Genomic DNA, 25,759 nt, shown 5'->3' with positions numbered 1-25,759 from the left:
GATCCGGCATCAAACAGCCACATGGCAGGCTCAGGCCTCGGCCGAACCGCCCAGTTCGCCCATGTAGCGGCGGTAATGACGCAGTTCCTCGATGGAATCGCGGATATCCGACAGTGCCGTGTGCGCCGATTCCTTGCCAAAACTCTTGGCGATATTCGGTGCCCAGCGCCGGGCCAGCTCCTTGAGTGTGGAGACGTCCAGATTGCGGTAATGGAAATAACGCTCCAGCCGCGGCATCTGGCGGTGCATGAAGCGCCGGTCCTGGCAGATCGAATTGCCGCACATCGGCGACTTGCCCGGCGGAATCCATGCACGCAGAAAGTCGACGGTGGCCTGTTCGGCCATCGCATGGTCGGTTTCCGAGATCAGCACCTGCCGCCACAGGCCCGACTTGTGGTGCTGGTTGCTGTTCCAGCTGTCCATTGACTCCAGCCGGTCGATCTCATGGCGTATCGCGAATACCGGCCCCTCGGCCAGCACATTCAGGTGCTTGTCGGTGACCACCGTGGCGATCTCCAGGATCGAGTCGTTGTCGGTGTCGAGGCCGGTCATCTCCAGATCGATCCAGATCAGGTTTTCTTCGTTGGCTTGGCTCATGAGCTCTCCTTGTATCAGCGAGTTTATCAGTCTTGCCGCCGCTGCCATGCCAGTCTGCTTTTGGCCATGCGATGATCGGGTGATGCAGACCTTCTTCTGGCACGACTACGAAACCTCCGGTGCCGACCCGCGGCGCGACCGGCCACTGCAGTTCGCCGGCATCCGCACCACGCTGGAACTGGAAATCATCGGTGAGCCGGTGATGTTCTACGGCAAGCCGCCGCTGGAGATGCCGCCGCATCCGGATGCCTGCCTGATCACCGGCATCACACCGCAGCGGGCCGAGTGCGAAGGCGTCAACGAGGCCGAATTCGCTGCCCGCGTCCACGAACAGCTGGCCCAGCCTGGCACGTGCGGCGTGGGCTACAACTCGCTGCGCTTCGATGACGAGTTCACCCGGCAGATGCTGTACCGCAACTTCTACGAGCCGTACGGCCGCGAGTGGGAGAACGGCAACTCGCGCTGGGACCTGATCGACCTGGTGCGCCTGTGCCAGGCATTGCGACCGGAAGGCATCGTCTGGCCGACCCGCGAGGACGGCACGCCGAGCTTCAAGCTGGAACACCTGGCCAGCGCCAACCAGCTCAAGCAGGAACGCGCCCACGATGCCTTGTCAGACGTTTACGCGCTGATCGACCTGGCCCGGCTGATTCGGGTACGCCAGCCGCGGCTGTGGGACTGGTACTACGGCCTGCGCCGCAAGCAGAAGGTGTTCGAGCTGCTCGACGTGGTGAACATGACGCCGGTGGTACATGTGTCCTCGCGTTATCCGGCCAGCCGCCATTGCCTCGCGGTGATCGCACCGCTGGCGCCGCATCCGAGCCGCGCTGGCGAAGTGATCGTGTACGACCTGGCCAGCGATCCGACCGAATGGCTGGCGCTGGACGAGGACGAGATCGCCGACCGCATCTTCACCGCACGCGCCGATCTGCCCGAGGGTATCGAACGCATTCCGCTGCGCACCGTGCGCGCGAACCACGCGCCGGCATTGGCACCGCTGTCGGTGCTTCAGGGCGTGGACCTGTCGCGCCTGCAGCTGGATCTCGACCGTTGCACGGCGCATCGGGACACCCTGCGCGCAGTGGAGGGGCTGGCTGAAAAACTGCGCCGCGTATTCCAGCGTGCCGCCGAACTGCCGCCGCCGGAGGATCCCGAGCTGGCGCTGTACGGCGGTGGTTTCCTGCCCGATGCCGACAAGAAATTGCTTGCCCAGGTGCGCGCCACACCGCCGGCGGAATTGGGGAAACGCGCGTTCCCGTTCCGCGATCCGCGTTACCCGCAGCTGCTGTTCCGTTACCGTGCACGCAACTGGCCAGAGACATTGAATGCCGACGAGCACTCGCGTTGGGAAAGTTTTCGGCAGGCACGATTGACCCGCCATACAGCGCTGACCGGCTTGACTCTCGACGACTACTTCACGCATCTCGCCGAACTGCGCAACGATCCCATGGCACAGGGCAAACTGGCCCTGCTCGATCAGCTGCAGGCCTGGGGCGAACAACTCGCCGCCGGCATAGACACCGTCTGATTCCATCCTCTCAACCCATCGACCCGCCATGCCGCAGACCTATTTCACCCCAGCCACCTTCCGTTTCCTGCGCGCGCTCGACAAGAACAACAGTCGCGAGTGGTTTGCCGCGCACAAGGACGATTACGAGCGCCACGTGCGTGAGCCGTTCCTGCAGTTGATCACCGACCTGCAGGCGCCACTGGCGAAGATCAGCCCGCATTACCGCGCCGACCCGCGCAAGAATGGCGGCTCGCTGTTCCGCATCTATCGCGATACGCGCTTCTCCAACAACAAGCTGCCGTACAAGCCATGGCAGGGTTCGCGCTTCTTCCACGAACGCCGGCACGAGATCCCGGCGCCCTCGTTCTACGTGCACATCCAGCCCGGCGACTGCTTCGCCGGTGGCGGCATGTGGCATCCGGAACCCGACGCGTTGAAACACATCCGCTCGTTCATCGCCGACAACCCCGCGGCATGGAAGCGCGCCACTCAGAGCAAACCGTTCCGCGAACACCTCACGTTCTGGGGCGAGTCGCTGAGCCGGCCGCCGCGCGGTTTCGATCCCGCACACGAGCTGATCGAGGACCTCAAGCGCAAGGATTTCGCCGTCGGTGAGAACTTCGACAAAGCACTCGCCTGCTCGACCGAACTGCTGCCGTGGACCGTAGCGACGTTCAAGCGCGTCACACCGCTGATCGATTATCTGTGCGCGGCGCAGGAATTGGAGTTCTAGGCGCTCCTACCGCTTTGTATCGCGACGCCCGCTGCCAGTGGTCATTGACCAGACCGCAGCGGCGATTCCGATCACGGCGGTAAATGCCACATAGTGGGCTGGAGCCAATACACCGAAGCGCTTCACCAGTACTCCGATCAACGGTGGCGTGAGTCCGCCGAACAATGCGTAGGCGATGTTGTACGAGAATGACAGGCCAGAGAAACGCACCGCCGGCGGAAACGCCACCACCATCAGCGCCGGCACCACGCCAACCACGCCGACGCTGAAACCGGCCAGCGCATACAACGGGATGAAATGCGCGCCACCGGCCTGCAGGTCGAGATACAGCGCATAGCTGCAAACCAGCAGCCCGATCGCACCGAACAGCAACGCATGCGGATAGCCGATACGATCGGCCAACCAGCCATAGCACAGGCAGCCCAGCGCCAGCGCGAACGAGGCCACGTTGTTGCCAAGGAAGGCACGTTCCGGTACGACATGGAACACCGACTGCACCAGCGACGGGGTCATCAGGATCATCACCACGATCGCGGCAGTGAGCATCCAGGTCACCAGCATCGACAGCAGCACGCTCGGCAGATGCCGCTCAAATACTTGCCGCAACGGCAATCCAGCCGCCAATTCGCTGCGCGCGTGCATCGCCTCGAACACCGGCGTCTCGCTGAGCCACTGGCGCAGCCACACCGCGAAGAAGCCGAACACGCCACCCACCAGGAACGGCAACCGCCAGCCCCAGGTGAGTACTTCGGCCGGCGTCATCCGATGGTTGATCGTCGCCGCCACCAGCGAGCCGATCAGGATACCGACGGTGAGCCCCGAGGTAAGGCTGGCACAGGCAAAGCCAATCCGCTGCGCCGGCACGTGCTCAGCCACAAATACCCACGCACCCGGCACCTCGCCGCCCACCGCAATGCCCTGCACCACCCGCAGCAACAGCAAAAACAGGGGCGCCAGCATGCCGATCTGCGCATACACCGGCAGCAGGCCGATACCCAGCGTCGGCACTGCCATCAGGAACACGCTGAGCGTGAACATCTTCTTGCGCCCCAGCTTGTCACCGTAATGTGCCATCACGATGCCACCCAGCGGGCGCGCCAGATAGCCGGCGGCGAAGATGCCATACACCTGCAACTGGGCCAGCCACGCGGCAGTATCGGGTGGAAAGAACAGATGGCTCAGCGGAATCGCAAAGAACACGAACACCACGAAATCGTAGAACTCCAGCGCACCACCGAGGGCGGATAGGCTCAATATGCGCAGATCGCGTCGGCCGAGTGTGCGAGCAGATGCAGAAACAGCAGACGAGGGCGAAATGGCGGCATCAGTCATCGGTCGTCCACGGGGTGCTCAGGCAAGGATCTGCGCAACATAGCGCATCGCCATGCGATGGGGAGGGATCCTGCAGTGAGACTCGTAGTGGACCCCGGCATCACTTATGCTGCGCGCGACCGGCAGGGATACCGGGTGAAGTCGGGGGGTGGCAGCGCACGTCCATCGACAAGCGTTGCAGCAACCCGCAGCGGGTTCTGGGGAAAACGTCTTCGCATGTTGTGACGAGTAGCGCTCGTGGTGACGCCGCGTGCGCCTGCATTCAACCGACAAGGAGTTTCCTGATGAGCATGAGCAAGCGTTTGGCTGCCGAATTCTTCGGCACGTTCTGGCTGGTGATAGGTGGCTGTGGCAGTGCGGTACTGGCGGCAGGCTTTCCCGAACTGGGCATCGGTTTCGCAGGCGTCGCGCTCGCCTTTGGCCTTACCGTACTGACCATGGTGTACGCGGTCGGGCATATCTCCGGTGGCCACTTCAATCCGGCGGTGACCGTGGGGTTGTGTGCCGGCGGCCGCTTTCCTGCCAAGGACGTGATTCCGTACATCGTGGCGCAGGTGATCGCCGCGATTGCGGCAGCGGCGGTGCTGTATGTGATCGCCAGCGGCAAGGCCGGCTTCGACGCCAGCGCCAGCGGTTTCGCCTCGAACGGCTACGGCGCGCATTCGCCCGGTGGCTTCTCGATGACGGCGGCGCTGGTCTGCGAACTGGTGATGACCGCGTTCTTCCTGATCGTCATCCACGGTGCCACCGACAAACGCGCACCAGCCGGATTCGCCGGCATCGCGATCGGCCTCAGCCTGACCCTGATCCACCTGATCAGCATCCCGGTCACCAACACTTCGGTGAATCCGGCGCGCTCGACCGGCGTGGCGTTGTTCCAGGGCGGCTGGGCGGTCGAACAGCTGTGGTTCTTCTGGCTGGTGCCGCTGATTGGTGGTGTGATCGGCGGCCTGATCTATCGCTATCTGCTGGAAAGCCGCGACGCCTGATGTGACCTACCCCGCCCGGCAACGGGCGGGGTTCTGGCCGGCTTAGCCAGCCTCGTAAAGCTCGATCGGCAAGCCATCGGGGTCGGCGAAAAAGCTGAATCGTTTGCCGGTATATTCGTCCACCCGCACCGGTTCGCAACTCACCCCACGACCCTCCAGCACGCTGATCGCCGCGTCCACGTCGGGCACCGCAAAAGCCAGGTGACGCAGACCCTGCGCCTCCGGTCGTGACGGTCGCGGCGGTGGATCGGGAAAGGAAAACAGCTCCAGCTGCACACCAGGACTGACCAGCAGGTCGCACTTCCAGGAATCGCGCGCCTCGCGATAGACCTCACGTACGATCGACAAGCCCAGCGTCTCGCTGTAGAACGCACGCGAACGCGGATAGTCCGAACAGATCAATGCGACATGGTGGATGGCGCCCAGCAGCGGTTTGCTCATGCCCTACTCATGCCTGGTTGAAGGAGAGCGCCAGTACATCGGCGATCGCATCGGTGCCTGCCAAGCAAGCGAAGTCGGGCATCGCGGCCAGCACACTCTGCTGGAAAACTGTGGCTGATATACATCCGCTCAAAACCAAGAAGTTGCCATCTTCACGATGCCAGCATCAATCCACACCGCATCATGAGGTGGCCGCTTTTCACGAAAGCATTCCAACTCTTACGGCCCCAGGTACTTGGCCAGAAAATCCTGCATATGCTGGTACATGTCGGCACGATCCTCTTCTGTATAGAAACCGTGCCCTTCCTTGGGTTTACTTAGCCACTCATAGGGCTTGTTTAGCTTCTTCAGTGCAGCACGTAGATCCGTAGCGTTTTGGTAGGGCACGCGCTGATCGTCTTCGCCATGCGCAATCAGCACGGGAACGTTGAACTTGTCCAGTTGGTACAACGGCGAGATAGCATGCGCCGCCGCCATGTCGCCGACTGATTCGGCGAAGTAAGTGCGACCTGCGCTGAAATGCGCGGTATCGCTGCTCTTGAAACCGATGCCCCAGTCCGACACGCCGGCATAGTCGATCGCACACTTGTACAGGCCTGGTGCCGCGATCGGCTGCATCAGCGACGAATAACCGCCGAAGCTACCACCATAGACGCACAGGCGTTGCTGATCCGCATAACCCTGATCGATCGCCCAATGCAGCCCGTCGAGTAGGTCCTGCTGGATGCGGTCACCGAAATGCCTGTAACCAGCCATTTCAAAATCCGGACCGCGTCCCGCTGAGCCCCGGTAGTTGACCTGCACCACGGCATAACCGCGGCTGGCCAGGAACTGGGCAACGGCATCGTAGGTCCAGCCATCGCGAATGTCGATCGGCCCTCCGTGTGGCATCAGGATGGTCGGCAGTTTCCTGGTGTCCTTGCCGGGCGGCAGGGTCAGATAGCCTTCCAGCTCCAGTCCATCGCTGGCCTTGAAGCGGAATGGCTTGCGCATCGCCATCTGTTCAGGATGAATCCAGTCCTCCACCTGGTATAGCGGCCGCAAATTCATCGTGTCGGTATCGAACAACGCCACGCTGCCGGGATCACGATCACTGTCGGCAGACACCAGCATCCGCTTGCCGCTGTCATCCAGACCAGCAATGGTCACCAAGTGATCCGGGAACTTGTCGTTCAATGCCTTGAGCACCTTCGCATGCGGGCTCTGGTCCAGATAAACCACGTGTGGCCTGCCATCCATGAATATGGCGGCATACGGCGTACCGGTCACCGTGTCCCACAACACATCGTCCACCGAAGCGGAGTCGTCGCCGGCCAGCACCGTGCGATTGCTGCCGTCGAGAGCGCTCACGACCAATGACTGCGGGCCGCCGGTAGCGCTGAACAACGACCAAAGCTTGCTGCCATCCCGGCTGATCCGAAGCGGCACCATCTTCTTACCGGTCACCGCGGTGCTCAGCCGACGCCATGGCTGCGACGCATTGTCGTGCGTATAAACCTCGATGGCGTGTGCGTCCGACGAGCCATAAGCAAATCGGGCCACCTCATCGTGAACGACGAAAGACATGCTGCCCTTTTCGATACCACCCATAAGGGTGGCCTTGCCATTCCGTGTATCGACGTCATAGATCGCACTACGGCTGCTGTCCCGGTCGTCGGATATATGCCGTTCCGGCCATACGGCGAAGTGGAGATAGATGTGACCATTGCGGGGGAACGGAGTGCCCGCGATGGTCGCTGCACCGCGAGGCGTGTCCATACCACCGTAGCGCAAGCTATAGAGCGTCCGCTTGTGGCCACCGTCGCTGTCGAGCGCGACAACCTCGCCGGTCAGCTGCGGCACATCCAGATAGCCCGAGATATACGCCAGCGATACCGCCAGACGGTTGTTGCTCACCCAGACGATCTGTGCCGGCTGATAGTGCGGTGCCATGTTCAGGCGACTGACACCCTTCAGGTCAGGCAGGTGGAACACCACCAGCTGATAGTCCGACTCGTTCCACTTGGCCTTGTTGTTGTGCAATGACAAGGCGAGGTACTGCCCGTCCGGAGACAGGCTCGGCGAGCGCATGGTAGGGGACTTGGCAAAATCCTCGATGTTCACCTGCGCCATGGCGATGAGCGGGATCAGCAGAAAAAAGACAACAAGAAAACGGCGACACCAGTTCGCATATCGGCGAATAGACACAACATTTCCCCTGAATCAATGAAAGACCAGCTACAGGTCGCCCCAGGCGACGCGGGCAAGTATAGCCATCGGCCAGCTGCCGACCGCATGAGCAAAAATTTGCGAATACCCTGGCGGGGATCACCTGGCACATGCCACATGCGTGTCGACGCAGCCTCGACTCACGCAGTTGCAAACGAAAACGCCAGCACGTCGGCGATGGCATCGGTTTCGGCCACGCACATCAGCAGGCGCTCCACACCGAGCGCCACCCCGGCGCAATCGGGTATTGCATCGAGCACCGCGAGCAATGCTTCGTCGATGGGGATTTCACGCAGTCCCCGCGCACGACGCACGTTGTTGTCGCGTTCGAACCGCTGGCGCTGTTCCACCGCATCGTTCAACTCGTGGTAACCGTTGGCCAGTTCGAAAGACCCCAGATACAACTCGAAACGCTCGGCCAGCGGTGGCTCGCCGGGGCGGATCCTGGCCAGCGCACACTGCGTGGCCGGATAATCGTGGATCAGCGTGATGCGGTCGCGCGGGAACGCCGGCTGCAGCTTGTGCGTGATCAGCAGGTCGAGCCAGTCATCGCGGACCAGGCCATCCGGGTCGATGTTGTATTCGGTCAGCGCCCCACGCAGTTCGTCGATCGGCGCATGCAGCGGATCGATGCCCAGTTCGTCCAGGAACAGTTGCCGGTAACTCTCGATCAGCACCTCGGCGCGTCGTCCAACCATCGCCAGCGCCGCCTCGACCAGCTCGATCGTTTCCTGCATCAGCCGGCGATGATCCCAGCCGACCCGATACCACTCCAGCATGCTGAACTCGGGATTGTGCCGACCACCCGCCTCGCCATTGCGGAACACCCGACCCAGCTCGTAGCAATCGCCGACACCGGCAGCGAGCAGGCGCTTCAGCGGAAACTCCGGCGACGTGCGCAGCCAGCGCTCGCGTGCACCGGCATCGACATGGCCGCTGAACGTCGTACTAAAACTCTCGATATTCGGCTCGGTGTTGCCGGCCGCGGACAGGATCGGCGTCTCCACTTCCAGCACGTGGCGCTCGGCGAAGAACGTGCGGATCAGCGCGTACAGCCGGGCACGCAGTTGCAGTGCCTCATGAATCGGAGCCGCATTCATCGCGGCCACGCTCCACGGTTCAGCACCACCCGGCCACCCTCGGCATCTGCAAACGTGCATCCGTTGCGTTCCCAGTAGGGATTGCCGTTACGCACGGCGACGAAACCGGCGGTGGTCATCGCCGCGCAGCGCCGCTGCCACTCCGCGACGTCGTCGAGGTAGAAGACCAGCAGTTGCTCCTCGTGTGGCGGCGGTGGCGGCGACGCATGATGGTCATGAATGAATTCCAAGTGGTAGGGCGCGTTTGCGTGACCGAGGACGACACCGTCGAAACCCTCATGATCGCGCCACGCGGACAGCACTTCCAGGTCCAGGCCTGCCGCGTACTGCGCTTGCATGGCCTCGGTGTCACGGCAGGCACGGGCGACGCGCATCACGGCCCCTTTCATGGCACCAGCCCGTGTTCGGCCAACAGCGCCAACAGTCGTGCCTCATCCCACACCGCCACGCCCAGCTCCTGCGCCTTGTCGAGCTTGGAACCGGCCGCTTCGCCGGCAACCACGAAGCCGGTCTTCTTCGAGACCGAACCGGACACCTTCGCCCCCAGTGCTTCCAGCCGATCCTTCGCTTCGTCGCGACTGAGCGAAGTCAGCGTGCCGGTGAGCACGATGGTCTGTCCGTCGAGCGGGGCACGAGTTACTGCCGTGGCGACAGGAACGGCAGCGAGCAAGTGCCGCATTGCAGCCTCTGCGTCACGCAGTGCGGCAAGCGCTGCAGGATCGGCGAGAAACTGCTCCAGACTCGTCGCCGCCGTCTGTGGCAGCCCAGCGGTAATCCAGTGCGCCGCACCACCGCCAAGCAACCGCTCGAGTGTCGGGAAATGCTCGGCGAGCAGACGCGTGCTCTTGGGGCCGAGCTTGCTGATCCGGGCCTGATCCAGCAACACGCCCAGATTCAGCCGCTCGCGCAGCAGCGGCGACGGCGCGGCTTCATCACTGAACGCAATGCCGGCATCGAGCAGCGCATCCACCACCTTCTGATTGCCTTGCTGCGCGAAGAAGCCGGCGATCGAGGATGCCACCTCGTCACCGATGTCCGGCAGCACCCGTAGCACTGGTGCCGGCATGCTGCGCACGAATTCCAGCCGTCCCAGCCAGACCGCCAGCGTCTTCGCGGTGCTTTCGCCGATATGCATGATGCCGAGTGCGAACAGGAAGCGGGCCATCGTGGTGTGGCGGCTGGCTTCAATGCCGGCGACCAGGTTCTCCGCCCACTTGGTCGCCACCTTGCCGGCCTTCACCGTCTCCGGGGTGGTGCCATCCCGCTCGTCGATGCGCCGCTTCATGTCGACGAAGTCGTCCACACTCAACCCGTACAGATCGGCCGGCGTGTGCACGATGTCCAGCTCCACCAGCGCCTCGGCGAAACGCTCGCCGAGGCCTTCAATATCCATCGCCCGACGCGAAGCGAAATGGATCAGTGCCTCCTTGCGCTGTGCGGCGCAGATCAGGCCGCCGGAACAGCGCCAGGCCGCCGCCCCCTCTTCGCGGATCAAGGCCGAACCACAGATCGGGCAGTGCGTCGGCATCGTCCACGGCACGGTGCCAGCCGGGCGCTGATCCTCGATCACACGGACCACTTCGGGAATCACGTCGCCGGCGCGACGCACGATAACAGTGTCGCCCACGCGCACGTCCAGCCGGGCGATCTGGTCGGCGTTGTGCAGCGTGGCGTAGGTCACCGTCACGCCAGCCACCTGCACCGGCTCCATCCGTGCGCGTGGTGTCGCCGCACCGGTACGGCCGATCTGGATCTCGATATCGAGCAGGCGCGTGGTTTGCTCCTGCGCCGGAAACTTGTGCGCGATCGCCCAGCGCGGCGCGCGCGAGACGAAACCCATCTCGCGCTGGCCAGCGTAGTCGTCCAGCTTGTAGACCACGCCATCGATGTCGTAAGGCAACGCATCGCGCTTGGCTCCGATGCGCCGGAAGTACGCGATCAAGCCATCGAAGCCTTGTGCCGTATCCACTTCCGGCGATACGGGCAAGCCCCACTCGCGCAGTTGTTGCAGCGTCTGCGAATGCGTCGGCGGCAACGTGCCACCCTCGACCGCGCCGATCGCATAGGCGAAGAAACTCAAGCGCCGTTTCGCCGTGATCGCCGGATCGAGCTGGCGCAGCGACCCGGCGGCGCCGTTGCGCGGATTCGCCAGCGGCTTTTCGTCGTGTGCACGGGCGTAGGCGTTGAATGCTTCGAAATCCTTGCGCAGGATGATTACTTCGCCGCGCACTTCCAGCACCGCAGGCCAGCCTTTGCCACGGAGCTTTAGCGGGATCGCGCGCACCGTCCGAAGGTTGGCGGTGACATCCTCGCCGGTCTCACCGTCGCCGCGGGTGGCTCCCTGCACGAAGATGCCCTGCTCGTAGCGCAGGCTGATCGCCAGCCCGTCCAGCTTCGGCTCCACCGAGAACACCGGTTCACGTCGATCCAGCGTCTGCTCGATGCGCCGCTCGAACTCGGCCACTTCGCGGAAGCGTTCACGCTCCGTCTCGCCGTCCTGCTCGAACGCATTGCCCAGCGACAGCATGGGTAGCTGGTGGCGCACTTCGGCAAAACCGCCGTGCGCCCGCGCGCCAACCTTGCGCGTCGGTGAATCAGCCGAGGCAAGTGCCGGGTATTCCGCCTCCAGCGCCTCCAGCTCGCGCATCCGACGATCGTAGTCGGCGTCGGTGATCTCCGGCTCGTCGAGCACGTGATAGCAGTAATTCGCCTGCTCGATCTGCGCCCGCAGCGCGGCGGCGCGGTCGACGATTTCGGCGGGGGCTGGGCGTTCGGTCATGCAGGTCTCCTTGCTCCCACGCAGTCTAGCGACAACCTCGATTTCCAGCCGCCTGAAATAAGCGAAACAAAAGATTTGGAGCCTAGTCTCAGTAATTCCATACGTGTGGCGTTCCACCACGTCGGGAGGGCAACATGATCATGCGTATTCCGCGATACCTGGCAGCCCTTGCTGCCGCCCTTGCCTCCAGCATCGCTCTGGCCAGCGGTGGCCCGCTCGGCATCGACCATCGCCTGCATTACGACAATAGCGGCATCTGGAAGCGCAGCGACCAGAACGTGCTGATGTACGGCACGATCCTTACTGTCGCTGGCGGCGCCCTGGCGTTTGGCGATCAGGACAAGTTCGGCGACACCATGTGGCGGTCGGTCGACGCCATGGTGATCAGCAGCATCGGCGCCCAGGCGATGAAATACACGTTCCAGCGCGAACGCCCCTCGCAGACCAGCAATCCGAACGAGTTCTTCAAGGGCACCCATGCGCAGAGCTTCCCCAGCGCCGAGGTCACCGCGATTGCCGCGGCGGTGACGCCGTTCATGGCCGCTTATGGCGACGATCACCCCGCGGTCTACGCGCTGACCCTGCTGCCGGCGTATGACGCGGTGGCGCGGATGAAGACCCGCGGCCACTGGCAGAGCGATGTGCTGGTCGGTGCTGCGTTGGGTACGGGTGTTGGGCTGTGGGCCGCACATCGGCAGTCGCCATTGATCCTCGGCTGGCTACCCGGCGGCTTCCAGGTCGGCTTCGTGCATCATTTCAAACCCTGAATCCGGCCTTCGACCGGGTTCAGCGGTGGTAGTGTCCTGCCGATTCCGGCTGGTAGCTGATCTCCAGCACGCGCAAACGGCGCTGACGGCCGTCCGGGGTCGGCCAGTCGATCTGCTGGTCGCGCGACAACCCGAGCAAGGCGCTGCCCACCGGCGCCAGGATCGATACCGTGCCGGTCGCACCGGCAGCGGCCGGGTAGACCAAGGTCAAGGTGAGCTTCTCGCCATTGCTTTCATCCACGAAGGTGACCGTGGAGTTCATCGTCACGACGTGATCCGGCATCGCCGTCGGCTCGACCACCTCGGCGCGATCGAGCTCCGCGCGCAGCGCGTCGAAACGCGAAGCATCGGTGGCCGGCAGACGCTCCAGTAACGCTTCGATGCGTTCCAGGTCGATGCGGGAAACAGTGATCGCTGGCTTGCTGCTCATGGCTATTCCTTCCTGATGCTGGCGGCTCCTGCCGCACAAAAGCACGCGCCGGAACGAAACCGCCCCGGCGCGTGTGGTCGTTGTATGGTTGTCATGCCGTTGTGGCAATGACGCGCAGATGAAACTGACCTGACTCTGCGCAAGCCCGCGACGAAAATCAAGCTGTCATAACAGGTATTATGCCGCGTCATGTCACCCCAAGCCGCTGCGGATCCTCACGCTGCCGCCTCCGCTGCCTCCATGCCAGCGACGGTTTCAGCAGCGCTGTCTGAAGTTTCCACGCGCGAGCGCTACCGCGGCCTGCTGTGGTTGGTCGCCGCCGCGTTCTTCATGCAATCGCTGGACTCCACCGTGGTCAACACGGCGGTTCCGGCAATGGCCGAGGCATTGCAAGTGACGCCGCTGGGCATGCGCACGGCGCTGACCAGTTACGTGCTGACCCTGGCGATCCTGATTCCCGCCAGCCCGTGGCTGTGCGATCGGCTGGGCACCCGGCGCGTATTCGGCATCGCGATCGTGGTGTTTGGTCTTGGCTCGCTGCTGTGCGGCCTGGCACAGACGCTGCCGCAGCTGGTCGCCGCGCGCGTGCTGCAAGGTATCGGTGGCGCCTCGCTGATGCCGGTAGGCCGTTACGTGCTGGTGCGTAGTATCGCCAAGCGCGAATTCGTACGCGCCATGAGCACCGTGGCCACGTTCGGGCTGCTCGGTTCGGTGCTCGGCCCCTTGCTCGGTGGCGCGCTGGTCGAATTCACTTCATGGCGGCTGATCTTCCTGATCAACGTGCCGGTGGCGATTGCCGGTGTGTGGATGAACCGGCGCGACATGCCTGACTATCGTATGGAACATGCGAACCGTTTCGACCTGTTCGGCTTCCTGCTGTTTGCCTCCGCTTCGGCGCTACTGCTCACTGCATCGGAACTGGCCGGCAGCAAGCCGGTCCCATGGGATCAGCTCGGACTCTACGCTGCGCTCGCACTGCTGCTGGGCACCGTCTATGTATGGCACAGCCGGCGTACCGCACATCCGGTGGCGGACCTCAGCCTGTTGCGCGTGCGCAGTGTTTGGGTAGCACTGGCCGGCGGCCTGTTCACCCGACTCGGTATCTCCGGCATGTTCCTGTTGCTGGTGCTGTTCCTGCAGGTGGGGTGCGGCTGGTCGCCGCTGATGGCCGGCCTGATGATGGTGCCGCAGGCGCTTGGATCGATCAGCGCCAAATGGGTAATCAACCGGGCCCTGATCCACTTCGGTTACCGCCGCCTGCTGCTCGGCAACACGCTGATAATGTCGGTGCTGTTGGCCGCATTCGCCCTGCTCGGCCCGACCTCGCCGGTCTGGTTCATCACTCTGCTCACCTTCCTCTACGGCAGTTTCTCCGGTCTGCAATACACCGCGATGAACACGCTGATCTACAACGACCTGGACATCAAGCACGCCTCGATGGCCTCGTCGATGGCATCGACCGCGCAATACCTGGCGATGAGTTTCGGCATCGCGCTGTCCACCCTGCTGATGGAAGCGCTGTTGCAGGGACACGCGCACGACGACTATGTCGTCGCGTTCCGCTGGACCGTGCTGCTGCTGGCCGCGATCACCGCCATCGCCAGCCGGGTATTCAGCCGGTTGCGGCACGATCGCCCGCTGCCTGGCGCCGCCGCAACCGAGTAACCGGACCCGTTGAAGGTGCTGTCACGGCACCACAGCACGCATGTAGGATGCAGGCTCTCCCGACAGCCTGGACGCGCCGCATGGAACACGCCAGCGACATCCTGTTCACCCTGTTCATCGTGTTCGTCGCAGCCCAGGTCGGCGGCGAGATCGCGCAACGGTTGAAGCTGCCTGGCGTGGTCGGCGAGATCGCCGCCGGCTGCGTGATCGGCCCGTCGCTGCTCGGCTGGATCACCCCCGAGCAGACTGCGATCGGCACGCCGCTGGATGTGCTGGCAGAAATCGGCGTAGTGCTGCTGCTGTTCTCGGTGGGCCTGGAAACCAGGCTGGAGGATCTGAAGAAAGTCGGCAAGGTGGCCTTCCTGGTCGGCGTGCTCGGCGTGCTGGTGCCGTTCGGCATGGGCAGCGTGTGGGCGCATGGCAGCGGCTTCGACTGGGACAAGTCGTTGTTCGTGGCCGCCGCCTTCGTCGCCACCTCGGCCGGCATCACCGCGCGCGTACTGCAGGAATTGAACGCACTGCAGCGCGTCGAGAGCAAGGTGATCCTCGGCGCCGCGGTGATCGACGACATCCTCGCAATGCTGCTGCTCGGCGTGGTGGTCTCGATGCAGGGCGGCGGTGGCTTCAATCTCTCACACCTGCTGATGGTGCTGGCCGGCGCAATCGGCTTCATCGCGGTGGTCGGCCTGGGTGGGGCGCGGGTGATGCGCTGGAACTCCAACTGGCTGGAAAAGCCGCTGGCCCCGCATTCGCCGCTGATGATCGTGCTGGCGCTGTGCCTCGGGCTGGCCTACCTGTCCACCCTGTTCGGACTGGCCGCGATCATCGGCGCCTTCCTCGCCGGCATGATCGCTTCGGAAACGCGCCAGCAGCACACGCTGGAAAAGCAGACCATGCCGTTGCTCGCGCTGCTCACGCCGTTCTTCTTCGTGGTCACCGGCAGCAAGATCGATCTGCATGAACTGGCCAATGCGGATGCCCTGCTGATGCTCGCCGCAGTCACCGCGATCGCGATCGTCTCCAAACTCGCCGGCGGCTGGCTCGGTTCGCTGTCGCTGGGCAAGCGCAGCGCCACCATCATCGGTTTCGGCATGGTGCCGCGCGGTGAGGTCGGCGTGGTGATCGCCAGCCTCGGCCTCGCCGCCGGCGTCTTCAACAACCGTATCTACGCGATCATCGTGGCGATGTCGCTGCTTACTGCGATGGTGACACCACCGGTGCTGGCATGGCTGCTGAAGCGTGGCGGCAGCACGGAAACCGCCGATCAGCCGCGCGAGAGCTGATACGCCGCCAGTGCCTCGGCGCGTGATGCGCCGAGGTCCACCATCGGCGCCGGGTAACCGTTGCGTTTCAACAGCGCCGGATCCTTCCATGGCTCATGCAGCATGGCGGTTGGCGCTTCCGCCAATTCCGGCAACCACCGGCGCAGATAGATGCCCTGCGGATCGAACTTCAGCGCCTGCGTCAGCGGGTTGAATACGCGGAAATACGGCGCCGCATCCGCGCCACAGCCAGCCACCCACTGCCAGCCCAGCGTGTTGTTGGCGAGATCCGCATCCACCAGCGTGTCCCAGAACCAGCGCGCACCGTGCTGCCAGTGCTGGCGCAGGTTCTTGGTGAGGAAACTGGCGACGATCATGCGCACGCGGTTGTGCATCCAGCCGGTATGCCACAGCTCACGCATGCCGGCGTCGACCAGCGGGATACCGGTGCGCCCCTGTTGCCAGCGCTGCAACAGCGCCTCGTCAGCAGCGGCCCAGCGGAAACCGTCGAAACGTGGATTGAAGTTCTCCATCGGTGTGCGCGGGAAGTGATACAGCAGGTGATGCGCGAACTCGCGCCAGCCCAGCTCGCGCAGATAGGGTTCGATATCTGGGCGTCGCCTTGCGTCCACGCGCTGTGATTGCGCATGCAGTGCGTGATGGATCTGCCGCGGCGAAATCTCGCCGAAGTGCAGGTGCGGCGACAACCGTGAAGTGCCATACCGCGCCGGCAGATCGCGTGCCTGCGCGTAGTCGCCGATCGCATCGTCGCCGAACAGCTCCAGCATCTCCTGTGCGCCCTGCTCGCCCGGCATCCATGCTTCGCGCAGGCCGCTGTCCCAGCTGCTCTTCGGCAACAACGCCAGCGATTCCAGCGGCACGCTGTCTGCCACCTTCGCGCAGCGCAGCGAGGATGGCACCGGCAACGGCGCGGCTGCGCTCAACTGCGTGCGCAAGTTGCGCCAGTACGGTGTAAATACCCGATACGGCTCGTCCTGCTTCGTGGCGATCTGCCACGGCTCGCACCACAGCGCAGCATTGCAGCTGTGCACTTCGACACCCTGCTCACGCAGCACCGTCTTGATTCGTTTGTCGCGTTCGATCGCAGCTGGTTCGTACAAGCGATTCCAGTACACCGCGCCAGCATTGGTCTGTTCCAGCAAGGTCTGCAGCACGGCAAGCGTGTCGCCTTGGCGGATATGCAGCTCGCCGCCATGCGTTCGCAAACTTTGCTGCAACGATGCGAGCGAGTGATGCAGCCACCAGCGGCTCGCCGCTCCCGGCGCCCAGTCAGCCTCCTCGCCGGGTGCATGAATGTAGAGCGGCAGCACCTGCTCATGCGCGGCGCACGCAGCCGTGAGCGCCGGGTTGTCGGTCAGGCGCAGGTCGCGGCGAGACAGCAAGATGGCTGTGGTCATCGGGTGAGTTTACGGGAGCAGATGCAGCACAGCCTGTCCGTGCTTCGATATTCACGCCGTCACCGCATCGACCCGCCGATGCTGCACGCTTGGGGAAGCTCATCGTCCCGTGCGCCACGTTCGGCTCGGCACTTCACGCATTGGGAATACCGCCATGGTCAGTCGCAAGAACACCGAAGATGGCGGGCTGGAAACACCGCCGTGGGCGAACCTGGGTGCCGGCCTGATCACCGGTGCAGCTGACGACGACCCCAGCGGCATCGCCACCTACTCGCAGGTGGGCGCGGCATTCGGCTACGGCATGCTGTGGTGCATCCTGCTGACCATGCCGCTGATGATCGCGATCCAGGGCATCAGTGCCGGCATCGGGCGAGTCACCGGCCGCGGCCTGATGGAGGGTATCCGTACGCATTACCCCAGGACGCTGGTATACGGCCTGGTCGTCTCCATCATCGTGGCAAACGTGATCAACCTGGCGGCGGATATCGGCGCCATGGGTGCCGCGCTAAAGTTGCTGATCGGTGGTCCGGCGCTAGTCTACGCAGCAGCCTTTGCCGTGTTGTCGCTGCTGCTGCAGATCTTCATTCCGTTCACCCGCTATTCGCCGATCCTCAAGCTGCTCACACTGAGCCTGTTCGCCTACGTGGCAACCGTCATGGTGGTCGATGTGCCATGGCCAGCCGTACTCAAGAGCATCGTGGTGCCGCCGATCAGCTGGAATGCCAAGTACGCCGTCGGTCTGGTCGCCCTGCTAGGCACCACCATAAGTCCCTACCTGTTCTGTTGGCAGGCAGCACAGGAAGTGGAAGAGATCGGATCGAACAAGCGACGAAGGTCACTGCGCAGAGCCCCCAAGCAGGCGCCCAGCGCCCTCCGCCGCATCGGCATCGACACCACGATCGGCATGGTTTTCTCCAACCTGATCGCCTTTTTCATCATCCTCACCGCCGCCGTGGTGCTGCATGCCCACGGCAAGACCGACATCCAGTCCTCGTCCGAGGCCGCCGAAGCGCTGCGGCCACTGGCCGGCAAGCTGGCGTTCGCGCTGTTCGCCGCCGGCATCATCGGTACCGGCCTGCTGGCCCTGCCGGTGTTGGCTGGCGCCACCGCCTATGCCGCATGCGGTGCGTTCGGCCAGCACAGCGGACTGGAGAACAAGCTGCACGAGGCCAAGTTCTTCTATGGCGTGCTGATCGTCGCCAGTCTCGCCGGCATCGCGCTGAACCTGACTCCGCTCGACCCGATCAAGGCGCTGTACTGGAGCGCGGTGATCAATGGCGTGGCAGCGGTACCGCTGATGCTCGTGATGATGCTGATGGGCTCCAGCCGCAAAGTGATGGGCAAGTTCACCATGCCGTGGCCGTTGAAGCTGTTCGGCTGGCTCGCCACGGCGGCAATGGCGGCAGCGGCCGTGGTGATGTTCGTTACCTGGGGGGATTGAAAGGGCGTCCCGGACCCGCATGCTTTTGTCGGCAAACTGGGAATATGCTGTGCCATGCCGGAATGGCCTTGGGGGCTGTGCGTGGACACGAAGAAAACCGTACTCATCGTCGATGACGATGCCCTGGTGCTGGAATCGATCGACCTGCATCTAACTGCGACGGGTGACTTTCAGACCATCCGCGCCCAGGGCTCCGTGGGTGCCGCCAGCCACCTGCTGAATGCACAGAAGATCGACGTCATCGTTGCCGACGTCGTCCTGGCCGGCAGCATGACCGGCATCGACATCAGCCAAAAGGCCATCGAGCAGTACCCCGCCATCGCCGTGGTCGTGATCACCGCCGACCCGGAAGTGCATTGCGCCGAGATTCCGGAACGGGGTGTCTTTCTGCGCAAACCGTTTGGTGGAGAACAGTTGCTGACGGCGATTGGGGAAGCGTTGGGGCGTGTGGGTCGGGATTCGGCATAAGAGCCTGTTCAAAGTCCCCGCATCGAGAAATCACGCGCGACTGCATGGGCATGCCCTTTTCACGTCATCAGGGAAATACTCCCTCGCTGGCCAGGCACCTGCGCGACGAAAATGCTGACGATGTCTGGCCTCATCGGAAACTTTCGGGCAATCAGATATGGGCAAGAAGTACCCGGCTCCTGCACACCGCGACGAAAAGCTCACCCGGTTGCGCAATCTCAAGATGGCGAAGTCCGCGCATGCCTATGTACGCGGCAATACCATCCAATTCTATGAATGGCTGGAGGCGTCGGATCGCGTGCTTCCCCACGGTCCGCCCGTGTGGATTTGTGGTGATTGCCATGTCAGCAATATCGGGCCCATCGCGGACGCGGACGGCAACATCAATGTCCAGATCCGCGATCTTGACCAGACCGTCATCGGCAACCCTGCCCACGACATCATCCGGCTTGGGGTTTCACTGGCGATGGCTGCGCGTGGGTCGGACCTGCCAGGTGTAATCACCGCAAAGATGATGGAACAGCTCATCGTCGGTTACGAATTGGCGCTAAGCGCCAAGCCGGGCAGTCGCAAGGCGATGCAAAAACGGCCGGAAACGATTCAACTCATCATGAAGCGCGCGCTGCGACGCAAGTGGAAGCATTTGGCCGCCGAACGGATTGAAGGCCTCGAGCCCAACATTCCCCTGTCGAAGAATTACTGGCCGATTTCAGACGCCGAGCGAGCGGAACTGAAGCGGCTCATGTCGACCGAGGAAGTTCGAGTGCTCGCCACTTCCCTGATTCATCGCGACGCCAAGGATCAGGTGGAGATGCTGGACGCGGCTTATTGGGTCAAAGGCTGCAGCTCGCTGGGGCTTCTGCGCTATGCCGTCCTGCTCAGGGTGGGTGAGTCGAAGGACCCGGAGAGCAGTCTTTGCCTCATCGACGTCAAGGAAGCCGTTCGCTCCGCTGCACCAAGAGCCCCAAAGGTCCAGATGCCGAAGGACAACGCATTGCGGATCATCCAGGGTGCGCTCCACCTTGCACCCAACCTCGGCGAACGCATGCTTGCCGGACGCATTCAAGGCAAGGCGGTCTTTCTGCGCGAGCTGCTGCCGCAGGACCTGAAAATCGACCTCGAACATTTGAGCCAGGACCAGGCGATGGAGGTAGCCGCCTACCTCGGAAATGTCGTAGGGCGCGCGCATGTTCACCAGATGAAAACCGCTGACCGGGAGCGCTGGCTGCAAGAGCTGAGTCGTAACCGGCCGAAAACCATCGATGCGCCGTCCTGGCTATGGCAAAGCGTCGTGGAACTGGTGAAAGCCCACGAAGGCGCCTACCTGGAACATTGCCGTCGGTTTGCAAACCTCCCTGCCTGATCTGAAAGAACCTTTGGAGCGTGTGGGTCGAGGCTCGGCGTAGAAGCAGCTGTGCGCGACGGTCTGAATGTCTCAAGCCGGCACCGAGAACGGGAGTGGCTCATCCCGAACACGCACAAACGTATGCAACGGCATTGTCATGCCAGACTCGTGCGCGAAAAAAGGCCCGGGCTGAATCCCCGGGCCTTCAAGCGTTTCAAATATTTATCGAGTAGATGCGTCTGCGGCAGTTATTGAGCCAGTGTCGTGATCAGGGCGGCTTTCGGACTACCCCAGCCCGTCACCAGGTCATAGCCGGTCACCGCCGAATAGCTGCCGGACTTGCCGCTGGTGATGTCATGGAAGTCGGTGGCATACGTGCTGGTCAGATTCTGCGGATAGATGGTCGCGTTGAAATTGCCGACCCGTGCCCCACCGTTGGCGACCAGCTGCTGGTTGACCAGCGCAATGAAGGCTGCCCACATCGGTGCAGCAAAGCTGGTGCCGCCGTAGTCGTTGGCAAGGCAGGTGGTCTGGTCGGAGCAGGTGTAGAAGGTGAAGTTGGCGTTGGCCGAGACATCCGGGCCATTGCGCAAGGTGGTGGAACCCTTGTTGCTCGAATTGATCACGCCCGACAGCTTCTGCCAGGAAGGAATGGCGATCTTGTCCGGCGAAATGCCGCCACCGCTGTCGACCCAGGCAGTCTCCGACTTCCACGGGCCCGCCGCGCTGCTGGTGGTCAGGTCGGTTCCACCGACGGAGATGACATACGCATCGTCCGCTGGCCATGCCTCGTTTCTCTTCGACCAGGTTGAACTGTCACCGGATGCCGCGAAGAAGGTCTGGCCTTGGGCGGCCATCTTCTTGAAGTACGGATCCAGTGTCGTCGGATCCGCTGGCGTCCAGCCCCACGAACAACCGATTGTCGTCGGCAGCGGGCTGTGCGTCGTCATGGCGCTGATGATGGCGGTATCGGTGGAACCGATATACATCACCAGACTGCTGAGCCCCGGCGCCATGCCAAGCGCCTGGGTCATGTCGAGCGTCTGTTCGGTGTCGTCGCAGCTGCCACCCGCCTTCGTATCGACGCAGGTCGTGCTGGTGCCGTCGGTCGAGAGAAGCGTGACCGGAACATTGTTGGTCTGCTTGACGTTCTTGTAGTACGTCGTCAAGTCAGCCAGATCGGTGCCTTCATATTCGAACAGGCCCAGGTTCTGGCCCGCGCCGGTCAGCGCCGTGCCGCCATAGTAGGCAGCGCGCATATCGCTACCCAAAAACGAGGCCGAGGGACCCGAGCCCGTCGTCGCATGGGAGACGACATTTGCAGCATTGATGCCGTTGGCCTGGGCATAGTCGCTCTTCTTGACGAACAGCGGGTGCGGCAACGAATAGTTGTCCAGACCGGAAACATGCCAGAGCGGTATCGCGAGCGTGGTCGTCGGCTCGCGATCCGGACTGAAGAACACGCGGTTCTCGGTGGGGTGTTGATAGGTGAGCATGCGGATGTTGAAGGCGGCTTCGACGGCCGAGACAGGCCCTTTTACCTGCACATCCATGCCATCGCGGCTTCCTCCGGTCACCGTCAGCCCGTTATTGCGCAGGTACTGGACGACGGTGTCATAGTCCTGCTGGGTCGGGCCGAATCTGGCGGTGAATTGCGCCGGAGTGAGGTATTGGCGAAAGGACGGACTCGCCGGGTTGGCAACATCCGCCACGAACGCATCCAGACCAGCCTGGTTGTGCACCGGCAAGACGACATCGAGGCTCATCACCTGATGCGTGGGAAGGCCGCCGACCTGTGCCGCCGCATGTGCGCTCACGACATCGCGCACGTGGTGGGTCATGACTACGGCAGCCTGCGCTACCGTAGTTGCGCCGAAGGCCAAGGCAACGGCAACCGAAAGCCAGCACGTTCTGCGAGCCAGGCCAGCAAGGCCATTCCTCAAAGCTGTTCCACCCAAGTCTGTTCTATTCATTTGGAGTTACTCCCCATATAGACAGTGGTAGTGAATGAAGGGGGAGCTGATCGCATGCTCCCCACAGCATGCTCCCCCAGGCGCCGATTGGCCGGCGAAGCGTATGCCGAAAATTGTTATCGTTGGGTGAGGCCATGGGATTCATAAAATCACCAGCACGGCCGGCAGAAAAAATAAGCGCAGGCATATAAAAACTTGCGCTTCATGCGAATCATTTTGCATGTCGAAAATTCATGACATCAGCTTGCGCGACGCCCCCGGAATAGCCATCGTGGACATTGCCGTTCAGCAGCAAGGTCTGCAGAAAACATCGCAGCAGATGACGGATCTCGGGTTTGTCGGAAGAAACTGCGCCCTGCTGGCAGTCCGAATCACCACCCATCGTTGCCCAGTTGGCTTGACGCCTTGTCATTACGCGCGCATCATGAATATACGAAGTTAACCTTCGTAGTTTTCCTTCATACTTGTTGAGCATCCGATGGTCAAACCAAAGGTCGATCCCGCAGCAGTGCGCACGCTGGCTGTAGCCGGCGAGCTTCGTGTGGTGCTCGGCAAGCTGAAACGACGCTTGCGCGAAGAACTGCATATGGGCGATCTGACTTGGCCGCAGGTGTCGGTGCTGGGTCACTTGGAACGCGGTGGCCCTGCCACCGTGACCACCCTTGCACAGGCCGAGGGTGTGCGTCCGCAATCCATGGGTGCCACGGTTGCCGCGCTGGAAAAGGCCGGACTCGTCAGCGGTGCATCAGACCCGAACGACGGCCGACAGACGGTCATCTCTCTCACGGCAGTCTGCCGGGATTTGATCAAGGCCAGCCGGGCGGCGCGGGAGGATTGGTTGTTCCGCAGCATTCGGGAAAACCTGAAGCCAACAGAACAAAAACAGCTCGCCACCACGATCGAATTGCTCAAGCGCATCGCCGACTCCTGACCCCAGCCCGACCTGCCGCGCGCTCACATCTCCCAAAGGAACATCCCATGGCACTCACCACTCTCGACCCGAACACCGCCCTCATCGTCATCGATCTGCAGAAAGGCATCGTCGCCTATCCCACCGTGCATCCAGCGGCCGTGGTCGTGAAGCAGGCCAGCACGCTGGCTGATGCCTTCCGTCGCCATGGCCGGCCCGTCGTGCTGGTCAACGTCAACGGTGGAGCGCCTGGTCGCACGGAACAGGCACGCAATCTGGGCGAGCTTCCCGCCGATTGGGCCGAGCTGGTACCCGAACTAAGCCAGCAGCCGACCGACCACACGGTGACGAAACGCACCTGGGGCGCGTTTACCCACACCGACCTCGACGAACACCTGAAGAAGCTGGGCGTCACCCAGCTCGTGATTGTCGGTGTCGCCACCAGCATCGGCGTCGAATCGACCGCACGCCATGCCTATGAGAATGGCTACAACATCACCCTCGCCGTCGACGCCATGACCGACATGAACGCGGATGCCCACCACAACAGCGTCACACGGATCTTCCCGCGCCTGGGCGAAACCGGCACCACGCAGCAGATCATCGACCTGCTCGACCGCAGGAGCGCATGACGATGGGGTGGCTGCCGTATGCCGCCTGGTTCTTTGGCGGCGCGTTTCTCACCAACGCGGTTCCACATGTTGTCAGTGGCGTGATGGGACGGCCTTTTCAAAGCCCGTTTGCCAAGCCGCATGGCGTTGGGCTTTCCAGTTCGACCGTCAACGTGCTGTGGGGATGCTTCAACCTGGCTGTCGGCTACGTCCTGCTCTGCCGGGTAGGAAACTTCGACCTGCGTTCCACTGCTGATGTGCTTGCTGCTGGCCTGGGCATTTTGCTGACGGGCGTGCTGACAGCACGCATGTTCGGACGGCTGCACGGCGGTAATAATCCCGAAAATCCGCGAGTGAGATGAAAGGCACGTTCCGCTCGCTGCGCAACTACAACTATCGCGTATGGGCGAGCGGCGCGATTGTGTCGAATATCGGTACCTGGATGCAGCGCACCGCGCAGGACTGGATCGTCCTCACCCAGCTCACCCACCACAATGCCGCCGCCGTCGGCGTGGTGATGGCATTGCAGTTCGGACCGCAACTGCTGATGCTGCCATTGACCGGCTTCGCCGCCGATCATCTCGACCGCCGCAAACTGTTGATCGCCACGCAGGCGGCGATGGGCTTGCTGGCACTCGGGCTGGGCCTGCTCACCGTCACCGGCCTCGTGCAGTTGTGGCATGTATACGTATTCGCCTTCCTGCTCGGCTGCGTCGCCGCGTTCGATTCACCGGCACGCCAGACCTTTGTCTCCGACCTGGTCGGCGAAACTGACCTGTCCAATGCGGTGGCGCTGAATTCCACCTCGTTCAACGTGGCACGGATGATCGGCCCCGCCGTCGCCGGCATCCTGATCGCCGGCGTGGGCACCGGCTGGGTGTTCCTGATCAATGCGGCCTCGTTCGTTGCCGTGCTCTGTTCGCTCGGTTTCCTGCGCACTGGCGAATTGCATATCGGCAGTCGCCCCGTGCGCACCCGCGGCAGCCTCGTCGAAGGCTTTCGGTACGTCTGGCATCGGCCCGACCTGAAAGCCATCCTGCTGATGTTGTTCCTGATCGGTACGTTCGGACTCAACTTCCCGATCTTCATCTCCACCATGTCGGTCACCGTATTCCACGCTGGCGCGACCGAATACGGATTGCTGACCTCGGTCATGGCGATCGGCTCGGTTGCCGGCGCACTGCTGGCGGCCCAGCGCGGCAAGCCCCACATTGCGTTGCTGCTCGTCGCCGTGGCCATCTTCGGCTTCGGTTTCGCACTGGCCGCTGTCATGCCCAGTGTCCGGCTGTTCGGCCTCGCCCTCGTCATCATCGGCGTATCCGCGCAGACCCTCACCACTTCGACGATCAGCCTGGTGCAACTGTCCACCGAGCCGGCGATGCGCGGACGGGTGATGGCAATCCTGCTGGCCATTGTCATGGGCGGCACGCCGGTGGGTGCGCCGCTGGTGGGATGGGTGGCGGATACGTTCGGGCCGCGCTGGGCGCTTTGGGTTGGCGCCGCTTCGGGTTTTGGCGCGGCGATGGTTGGAGTGAGGTATCTGATGAGGTATCGGGGATTGCGGGTACTGGTTGAGGGTGGGCGGCTGCGGTTTCGTGTTGATGATGACAAAACAGGGAACCTGCTCAATGCTCCTCTATAACCTGATGCTTCGGTTAAGCGGTTAACAGCCTGAGCCACTTGATCATGAGCCGGCAGGGTGACGCGCAGGATTGTTCAGCAAGACGGCATTGTGTGCATTGCCGTCAACACCATCGACCATCCGGAAGCTCTGCTCAAA

At 62.8% G+C, this 25,759-nt stretch carries 24 protein-coding genes; 13 read left to right on the top strand and 11 right to left on the bottom strand.

The annotated features are described in order from the left end of the window. Positions 1–30 precede the first annotated feature (30 nt). Complete coding sequence (gene orn, locus B0E48_RS09395; RefSeq protein WP_077517872.1) at positions 31–597, bottom strand: oligoribonuclease; 567 nt, start codon at positions 595–597, stop codon at positions 31–33. A gap of 82 nt (positions 598–679) precedes the next feature. On the opposite strand from orn, the gene sbcB reads away from it, so the two are divergent. Both sbcB and B0E48_RS09385 read left to right on the top strand, forming a co-directional pair. Continuing rightward, a complete protein-coding gene (sbcB, locus tag B0E48_RS09390) occupies positions 680–2,125 on the top strand; it encodes an exodeoxyribonuclease I (RefSeq protein WP_077517871.1) in 1,446 nt (481 codons plus the stop codon). A gap of 28 nt (positions 2,126–2,153) precedes the next feature. After that, a complete protein-coding gene (locus tag B0E48_RS09385) occupies positions 2,154–2,840 on the top strand; it encodes a DUF2461 domain-containing protein (RefSeq protein WP_077517870.1) in 687 nt (228 codons plus the stop codon). A gap of 6 nt (positions 2,841–2,846) precedes the next feature. Here the strand turns inward: B0E48_RS09385 and B0E48_RS09380 are convergent, their stop codons facing one another. Further along, a complete protein-coding gene (locus tag B0E48_RS09380) occupies positions 2,847–4,172 on the bottom strand; it encodes an MFS transporter (RefSeq protein ID WP_077517869.1) in 1,326 nt (441 codons plus the stop codon). A 284-nt stretch (positions 4,173–4,456) separates the two neighbouring features. On the opposite strand from B0E48_RS09380, the gene aqpZ reads away from it, so the two are divergent. Then, positions 4,457–5,161, top strand: a complete 705-nt coding sequence (aqpZ, locus tag B0E48_RS09375) for an aquaporin Z (protein ID WP_217317937.1) — start codon at positions 4,457–4,459, stop codon at positions 5,159–5,161. Between the two features lie 42 nt (positions 5,162–5,203). Here aqpZ and B0E48_RS09370 read toward each other — a convergent pair whose 3' ends face one another. The 5 genes from B0E48_RS09370 to ligA all read right to left on the bottom strand — a co-directional run bounded on the left by B0E48_RS09370 (position 5,204) and on the right by ligA (position 11,689). Beyond that, complete coding sequence (locus B0E48_RS09370) at positions 5,204–5,602, bottom strand: VOC family protein (RefSeq protein ID WP_077517868.1); 399 nt, start codon at positions 5,600–5,602, stop codon at positions 5,204–5,206. A 219-nt stretch (positions 5,603–5,821) separates the two neighbouring features. Beyond that, a complete protein-coding gene (locus B0E48_RS09365; protein ID WP_254423909.1) occupies positions 5,822–7,789 on the bottom strand; it encodes a prolyl oligopeptidase family serine peptidase in 1,968 nt (655 codons plus the stop codon). A gap of 161 nt (positions 7,790–7,950) precedes the next feature. After that, complete coding sequence (gene epmA / locus B0E48_RS09360; RefSeq protein WP_077518372.1) at positions 7,951–8,910, bottom strand: EF-P lysine aminoacylase EpmA; 960 nt, start codon at positions 8,908–8,910, stop codon at positions 7,951–7,953. Next, entirely contained in the window at positions 8,907–9,284 is a 378-nt protein-coding gene (locus B0E48_RS09355) for a VOC family protein (RefSeq protein ID WP_343124605.1), read from the bottom strand. The genes epmA and B0E48_RS09355 overlap by 4 nt, the downstream gene beginning before the upstream one ends. A gap of 11 nt (positions 9,285–9,295) precedes the next feature. Continuing rightward, on the bottom strand, positions 9,296–11,689 hold the full coding sequence (gene ligA / locus B0E48_RS09350) for an NAD-dependent DNA ligase LigA (protein ID WP_077517865.1): 2,394 nt from the start codon (positions 11,687–11,689) through the stop codon (positions 9,296–9,298). A 140-nt stretch (positions 11,690–11,829) separates the two neighbouring features. Between ligA and B0E48_RS09345 the strand changes: the two genes are divergently transcribed. Then, on the top strand, positions 11,830–12,456 hold the full coding sequence (locus tag B0E48_RS09345; RefSeq protein ID WP_077518371.1) for a phosphatase PAP2 family protein: 627 nt from the start codon (positions 11,830–11,832) through the stop codon (positions 12,454–12,456). Between the two features lie 19 nt (positions 12,457–12,475). On the opposite strand, the gene rnk is transcribed toward B0E48_RS09345, so the two are convergent. After that, entirely contained in the window at positions 12,476–12,886 is a 411-nt protein-coding gene (gene rnk, locus B0E48_RS09340) for a nucleoside diphosphate kinase regulator (RefSeq protein ID WP_077517864.1), read from the bottom strand. Positions 12,887–13,126: 240 nt separating this feature from the next. Between rnk and B0E48_RS09335 the strand changes: the two genes are divergently transcribed. Both B0E48_RS09335 and B0E48_RS09330 read left to right on the top strand, forming a co-directional pair. Then, on the top strand, positions 13,127–14,551 hold the full coding sequence (locus B0E48_RS09335; protein WP_077517863.1) for an MFS transporter: 1,425 nt from the start codon (positions 13,127–13,129) through the stop codon (positions 14,549–14,551). A gap of 80 nt (positions 14,552–14,631) precedes the next feature. Beyond that, positions 14,632–15,834, top strand: coding sequence for a cation:proton antiporter (locus tag B0E48_RS09330; protein ID WP_077517862.1), 1,203 nt, complete (start codon positions 14,632–14,634; stop codon positions 15,832–15,834). Here B0E48_RS09330 and B0E48_RS09325 read toward each other — a convergent pair. After that, positions 15,816–17,231, bottom strand: coding sequence for a deoxyribodipyrimidine photo-lyase (locus tag B0E48_RS09325; protein WP_077517861.1), 1,416 nt, complete (start codon positions 17,229–17,231; stop codon positions 15,816–15,818). The genes B0E48_RS09330 and B0E48_RS09325 overlap by 19 nt on opposite strands. 154 nt (positions 17,232–17,385) lie before the next feature. Here B0E48_RS09325 and B0E48_RS09320 point away from each other — a divergent pair, with 154 nt between their 5' ends. The 3 genes from B0E48_RS09320 (at position 17,386) to B0E48_RS09310 (ending at position 20,503) form a co-directional block, all read left to right on the top strand. Next, on the top strand, positions 17,386–18,672 hold the full coding sequence (locus B0E48_RS09320; protein WP_077517860.1) for a divalent metal cation transporter: 1,287 nt from the start codon (positions 17,386–17,388) through the stop codon (positions 18,670–18,672). A gap of 81 nt (positions 18,673–18,753) precedes the next feature. Next, a complete protein-coding gene (locus tag B0E48_RS09315; RefSeq protein ID WP_168170335.1) occupies positions 18,754–19,140 on the top strand; it encodes a response regulator in 387 nt (128 codons plus the stop codon). A gap of 157 nt (positions 19,141–19,297) precedes the next feature. After that, the gene (locus B0E48_RS09310) at positions 19,298–20,503 is read left to right on the top strand and encodes a DUF2252 family protein (protein WP_077517858.1); all 1,206 of its coding nucleotides are present in this window, start codon (positions 19,298–19,300) and stop codon (positions 20,501–20,503) included. A 230-nt stretch (positions 20,504–20,733) separates the two neighbouring features. Here B0E48_RS09310 and B0E48_RS09305 read toward each other — a convergent pair whose 3' ends face one another. After that, positions 20,734–22,326: a S53 family serine peptidase gene (locus tag B0E48_RS09305; protein ID WP_168170334.1), complete on the bottom strand. Its 1,593-nt coding sequence runs from the start codon at positions 22,324–22,326 to the stop codon at positions 20,734–20,736. Between the two features lie 343 nt (positions 22,327–22,669). Beyond that, complete coding sequence (locus B0E48_RS17510) at positions 22,670–22,933, bottom strand: hypothetical protein (RefSeq protein WP_139350225.1); 264 nt, start codon at positions 22,931–22,933, stop codon at positions 22,670–22,672. Between the two features lie 3 nt (positions 22,934–22,936). On the opposite strand from B0E48_RS17510, the gene B0E48_RS09300 reads away from it, so the two are divergent. From B0E48_RS09300 to B0E48_RS09285, 4 genes are read left to right on the top strand one after another with little or no spacing between them, the layout of a single operon-like run. Then, positions 22,937–23,389, top strand: coding sequence for a MarR family transcriptional regulator (locus B0E48_RS09300; protein WP_077517856.1), 453 nt, complete (start codon positions 22,937–22,939; stop codon positions 23,387–23,389). Positions 23,390–23,436: 47 nt separating this feature from the next. Beyond that, complete coding sequence (locus tag B0E48_RS09295) at positions 23,437–24,000, top strand: isochorismatase family protein (RefSeq protein ID WP_077517855.1); 564 nt, start codon at positions 23,437–23,439, stop codon at positions 23,998–24,000. Beyond that, the gene (locus B0E48_RS09290; RefSeq protein ID WP_217317932.1) at positions 23,997–24,341 is read left to right on the top strand and encodes a hypothetical protein; all 345 of its coding nucleotides are present in this window, start codon (positions 23,997–23,999) and stop codon (positions 24,339–24,341) included. Before B0E48_RS09295 ends, B0E48_RS09290 begins: the two co-directional genes overlap by 4 nt. Continuing rightward, positions 24,338–25,621 carry an MFS transporter gene (locus B0E48_RS09285; RefSeq protein WP_077517853.1) on the top strand — a complete coding sequence of 428 codons (1,284 nt, stop codon included), beginning with the start codon at positions 24,338–24,340 and terminating at the stop codon, positions 25,619–25,621. The genes B0E48_RS09290 and B0E48_RS09285 overlap by 4 nt, the downstream gene beginning before the upstream one ends. The last annotated feature ends 138 nt before the right edge of the window (positions 25,622–25,759 follow it).

The sequence above is a fragment of the Rhodanobacter sp. C03 genome, from assembly GCF_002001175.1.
Lineage (GTDB): Bacteria > Pseudomonadota > Gammaproteobacteria > Xanthomonadales > Rhodanobacteraceae > Rhodanobacter.
Note: the sequence above shows the minus strand (reverse complement) of the source record. Positions and strands in the feature narration are given on the sequence as shown.